The 5084-nt window shown below is 58.7% G+C and carries 3 protein-coding genes and 1 pseudogene; 3 read left to right on the forward strand and 1 reads right to left on the reverse strand.

What is annotated here, in order from left to right:
* The 3 genes and pseudogenes from ABIL25_10810 to ABIL25_10820 all read left to right on the forward strand — a co-directional run.
* Positions 1-917 (forward strand): acyl-CoA dehydrogenase family protein (locus ABIL25_10810; protein MEO0082757.1); only part of this gene is annotated, 917 nt, incomplete at its 5' end.
* Positions 918-925: 8 nt separating this feature from the next.
* On the forward strand, positions 926-2317 hold the full coding sequence (lpdA, locus tag ABIL25_10815) for a dihydrolipoyl dehydrogenase (GenBank protein MEO0082758.1): 1392 nt from the start codon (positions 926-928) through the stop codon (positions 2315-2317).
* A gap of 101 nt (positions 2318-2418) precedes the next feature.
* Positions 2419-2658: pseudogene (locus ABIL25_10820) on the forward strand (octanoyltransferase).
* 607 nt (positions 2659-3265) lie between these two features.
* Here ABIL25_10820 and ABIL25_10825 read toward each other — a convergent pair.
* Positions 3266-3970 carry an anaerobic ribonucleoside-triphosphate reductase activating protein gene (locus tag ABIL25_10825; protein ID MEO0082759.1) on the reverse strand — a complete coding sequence of 235 codons (705 nt, stop codon included), beginning with the start codon at positions 3968-3970 and terminating at the stop codon, positions 3266-3268.
* Between the last annotated feature and the right edge of the window lie 1114 nt (positions 3971-5084).

The raw sequence follows: 5084 nt of genomic DNA on the forward strand, positions 1-5084 counted from the left end.
TTGACGGTGCGGCCGGGCTGTGCTACGCAGCCTGCGGCCTCGGTACCTATCCAATTATTCTCGGTGGTCGCCGGGTCCTGAAGAAGAGCTACCTGCCCCGACTTGCGCAGGGCGAGCTGGCAGCTTTTGCCATCACCGAGGCATCGGCCGGTTCGGATGCGTCGAATGTGAAAACACGGGCGGTAAGGGACGGAGACCACTACGTTCTTTCCGGCACCAAGCAGTTCATCACCAACGGCAGCGTAGCAAAGATATACACCGTTATTGCTTCAACCAACCCGGCCAAGGGTGCGCGAGGGCTGTCAGCGTTCATCGTTGAGGACGGTACGCCAGGCTTCACGTTCGGAAAGATTGAAGACAAGATGGGCATCCGCTGCTCCAAGACCGCAGAACTTGTGTTTGACAACTGCCGGGTTCCGGCTGCGAACCTCATCGGCGGCAAGGAAGGCTACGGGTTCATTCACACGATGAAGACCTTTGACCGGACAAGACCGGGCGTCGGCGCCCAGGCGCTTGGTATTGCCCAGGGTGCACTCGATGAGTCAATTGAGTACGCTAAGACCAGAATTCAGTTTGACCAGCCGATTGCCAGCTTCCAGGCAGTACAGCTCATGCTCGCTGATATGGCGATTGCCGTCGAGGCATCGCGTGCACTTGTATATGAGGCGGCCCGGGCGATTGATGCAGGGCTGAAGAACGCGGCCGGGATTGCCTCGATGGCGAAGGTGATGGCCTCAGATACCGCAATGAAGGTTACGACCGATGCGGTGCAGATATTCGGCGGGTATGGATACATGAAAGAATACCCGGTGGAGAAGATGATGCGTGACGCCAAGATAACCCAGATATACGAAGGGACGAACCAGATTCAGCGTCTGGTCATTGCTTCCGAGCTCATCAAAGGCACAGTCTGGTAGGAGAGCCGATGACAGAATGCGACTTCCTGGTTATCGGGGCCGGGCCGGCAGGGTATGTGTGTGCCATAAGGTTGGCGCAACTGGGCAAGAAAGTCATCGTGGTCGAGCGAGAGCGGGTCGGCGGTGTGTGCCTGAACTGGGGCTGCATACCGGTGAAGGCGCTGTTGCACGCGGCCCAGACCGTGCGCGATGCGACCGAAGGCAAGCGTCTCGGACTGATGTTTCTGCCGCCGGAGATTGACCTTGTGGCGCTCTACGGCTGGAAGGGCCGGATTGTGGACCGCCTGGTCCGGGGCATTGAGTACCTGTTCAAGGTAAACGGTGTCGAGCTGGTACGGGGCAACGCCCGATTTGCAGCACCAGGCGAAGTCGTGGTCGAGTCGCAAGACGGCGAACAGCGTATTCTGGCTAGCCAGGTCATAATCGCAACCGGTTCGATGCCAACCGTACTCTCGGGAATGGAGCCGGATGGCAAGGTGATACTCGACTCAAACAGCGCGTTGCGGCTTGTCGAGCTGCCGAAGCACATTGTCATTATCGGGGCGGGGGTCATCGGCCTTGAGTTCGCCACGCTGTTCAGCCGGCTGGGAGTCAAGGTTACCGTTCTCGAACTGGAGAATCAGGTACTGCCCGGGTTTGATACGGACCTGGCCCAGGTGGTGGAGAAGGCGCTCGACCGCGAAGGTGTAGCATTCCATCCGGGAGTAAAGGTCAGCCAGATTGCGCGGGAGCCGGTGGTTACAGTCCACTACGACAAGGATGGTACTGATCAGGCAGTTGAGACTGACAAGGTTCTCGTTGCGGTTGGTCGCAGGGCACTTTCGCACGAACTCGGGCTGGACTGGGTCGGAGTCAAGACCGACCGCCGTGGATTCATCAAGACCGATGGGGCCTATCGTACCACGGTGCCGAACATCTACGCCATCGGCGATGTTACAGAAGGACCGCTTCTAGCGCATCGGGCAATGGCTGAGGGAATTGCGCTTGCCGAGCTTCTGGCCGGTACAAGAAAATGGAAGTTCAGGGCAATACCATCATGCATTTACACTGACCCGGAGGTCGCGGTCGTGGGAATGACCGAGAAGGAAGCTCAGGAAAAAGGCCGGGAGGTCAAGACCAGTCGCGTGCCACTATCGGCAGTGGGCCGGTCGTTGACTCTGGGCCGGAGTGAAGGGTTTTGCAAGATGGTGGTGGACGCCAAGACCGACAAGGTGCTGGGCGTCTCGATAGTTGCGCCGCAGGCCGACGTGCTGATTGCCGAGGCCAGTGTTGCCGTCGAACTCGGACTGACCGCAGGCGAACTCGGTCGGGTCGTGCATCCGCACCCAACAATGAGCGAGCTTTTATTTGAGGCGGCCGAAGCCATCCACGGCCGGGCAATACACATCGCCAACAGATAGGTTTCCAGGGGCCAGGGGTTCAAGTGGTTGAGCGGTCGGCGGTAGGCGGTGAGCGGTCAGCGTCCTTGCTACAACTTGGCCTGGTCGAATACGGCAGGGCACTGGACCTTCAGCATAAGCTGGTCCGGCTGCGTCAGGAAGACGCTATTCCAGATACACTCGTGATACTCGAGCACCCGCCGGTCATAACTCTGGGTAAGCACGCAGACCGCAGGAACCTACTTGTTTCGGAGCACGAACTTCAGCGCCGCGGGGTGTCCCTGTATCAGGTTGAGCGCGGCGGCGACATCACTTTCCACGGGCCGGGCCAGCTTGTCGGCTACCCGGTGTTCAAGCTGGGGAACAGGGAAGAAGTCAGCAGTCAGGACTCAATGGCCAGAGCGCAGAACCCAGAACGAGGAGGCCAGGAGCCCGCCCCCTTGAACCCTCGAACCCTTGAATCCTCGACCCCTGCTTCCTCACTTGTTGGCGTCCGAAGGTTCGTGGAGTTGGTCGAGCAGGCGCTGGTACTCGCGCTGGCAGAACTGGGCATCAAGGCCACGACCTGTCCCGGCTACATCGGTGTCTGGGTCGGCGATTCTGTCTCTCGAACCCTGGAACCCTCGAACCCCGGAGCCCTCCCTCGAAAAATTGCCTCTCTCGGCATCGCCGTGAGGCGCGGTGTTACGATGCACGGCTTTGCCCTAAACGTCACAACCGACCTTTCCTGGTTCCGGCTGATGAACCCCTGCGGCTTGGACCAGATTGAGATGACTTCGGTAGAACGGGAGGGCGGTGAGACCGGCAGGGACGAAGTGCGCGCTGCGATTGTCCATGGCTTCGAACAAGCCTTCGAGCTGAGTCTTGTCCCGAGCACTGAATTCATCCTCACCTTTCCCTCCTCCTGAAAGGGAGGGAACCGAAGGGAGGGGAGCGGTCAGCGGTGGGCGATGAGCGGACAGCGCTGCCTCAGAGGAACTTTCCCCGCAGCTTGACCTGTTTGACAAAATGCCTTGCTGCAGCAGCCAATTCCTCGGCCTGACTGAGCGAGTAGACTTTCCTTCTCCTCAATTCCTCGGTCCGGGCATTCTGCGGTATGAACTGCTGAAGCACAAGCAGGTTTGCGCCTTCGACTGCCTTGGCGATTTCAGACAAGTCCTCAGGCTCGACGATTCCGGGTACAAGTGTAGTCCGGAACTCATATCCGATACCTGACTCCTTGAGCAGGCGGATGGAGCGACGCAGCACAGCAAAGTCCACGTCGCGGCCAGCAGCCTTGCGATACTTGTCATTGAGTGGCGCCTTCACGTCCATCGCGACAAAATCGCAGAGCTTTAGTTCGATGAGCTGTTTTAGCGCATAAGGAAAGGAGCCGTTGGTGTCAATCTTCACCTTGAGACCAATGGCCCGGATTTTCCGGCACAGGTCGAATATCTCAGGGTGCATCATCGGTTCGCCGCCGGTCACGACAACACCGTCAACCCAGCCCGGCTTTGACCGGGGAATCCGGGCCAGGGCAGGCCAGTGAAGTTCGTGCAGTTCGGGAGAGTCGGCCGCTACCTTGGGATTGTGGCAGAACGGGCAGTGGAAATTACACCCGCCTATGAATATAACCATCGTGATTCTGCCGTCCCAGTCAACCAGGGATGTTTCGACAAAACCGACGATACGCATCAGAGAAATGGTTCCAGGGTTCGAGGGGTCAAGGGTTCAGAGGTGAGCACCGGAAGAATCCTAAGCCGAATCTGTCGCGAGTCAACCGACTTCTGTCTACCCGGAGACCGGCATAGAGCCAACCGCAAACAGTGCAGAGCACGCAAAGCTCAGGACTCCCGGTTCAGCGCCAGAGCCCGCGTGGGCGCACCCGGCTGCAATCCCGGCTTGTTCTCGGCTGGTGTTCGGCAGCCTACCTGTGCCGGCATTACCAGCGCAAGGGCCAATTCCGCCCCACTGCGTCTTCTCAGCCCAGGCAGTGGTCGTCAGCGTTCCCATCCCTATTCGGCGAATCGCCCGCAGAGCGGTTCCACCCACCATCTGTCAAGTCACACGGCGGTCAATTCCACGATTCAACCGTCAGACGATTCGGAAGTTGAATCCACGACTGAATTTAGGGTTCAGTCCAGGATTCGCTCCATACTTGTATGGCAGGATGGTTCTACGGACGGCTCCTTGACTGGCTGGGCGACCGAATCGTCGAATCACCCGCAGGATGGACTGCAGAACGATGCAACAACTGGTCTGATGAACGACCCGGGGATACGTTGGGGGAGTCGTTCCCCTACTCGCACGGCGAACGGCGGGTCGAATGTGCATCCTTACAGGGACTCTAGCTCGGTAACTATCGAGAATTGTTTCGGTTATGCTGTCGCACTTCGTGAGTATGTGGGCTTGCTGGCCCAACTAGCAGCCTCGTGGTCTGCGCTGTATGTGTGTGTCGCACTCTTCTGCCAGGTAATCGCGGGTGCTAGCGGCTCTTGGCGACTATGGGAGGACCCGTTCCAGCCATTTGGCGGGCCTCCGAAGTAAGGGCGGAGCCTTGATGGGCAGGCTCAAGTGGACTCTCTGGGCATGCTTTGGGTCGCTGCGTACCCTGGCGGCCCGCGACGCCGCTCAACGCTCGCTTCACATCGTCCTGCTGCTCCTAATGGGCTTTGTGTCTTCTCGGTTTCCGGGCTGTGCAACGGGCCCTGTTGCCTCATATATGGATGTACTCGAGGACGCCCCGTTGCCTCAGAATACATTTGTACTCGAATCATGAGCTTTGTCCAGCTTGAAGTCGAGATGGTTG

The organism is candidate division WOR-3 bacterium (assembly GCA_039801365.1).
GTDB lineage: Bacteria > Hydrothermota > Tepidihabitantia > Tepidihabitantales > Tepidihabitantaceae > JBDRUN01.

What these genes read in the sequence shown, in the direction of transcription:
- ABIL25_10825 (MEO0082759.1), bottom strand. Translation starts at nt 3,970, where the DNA reads ATGCGTATCGTCGGTTTTGTCGAAACATCCCTGGTTGACTGGGACGGC.
- lpdA (MEO0082758.1), top strand. Translation starts at nt 926, where the DNA reads ATGACAGAATGCGACTTCCTGGTTATCGGGGCCGGGCCGGCAGGGTAT.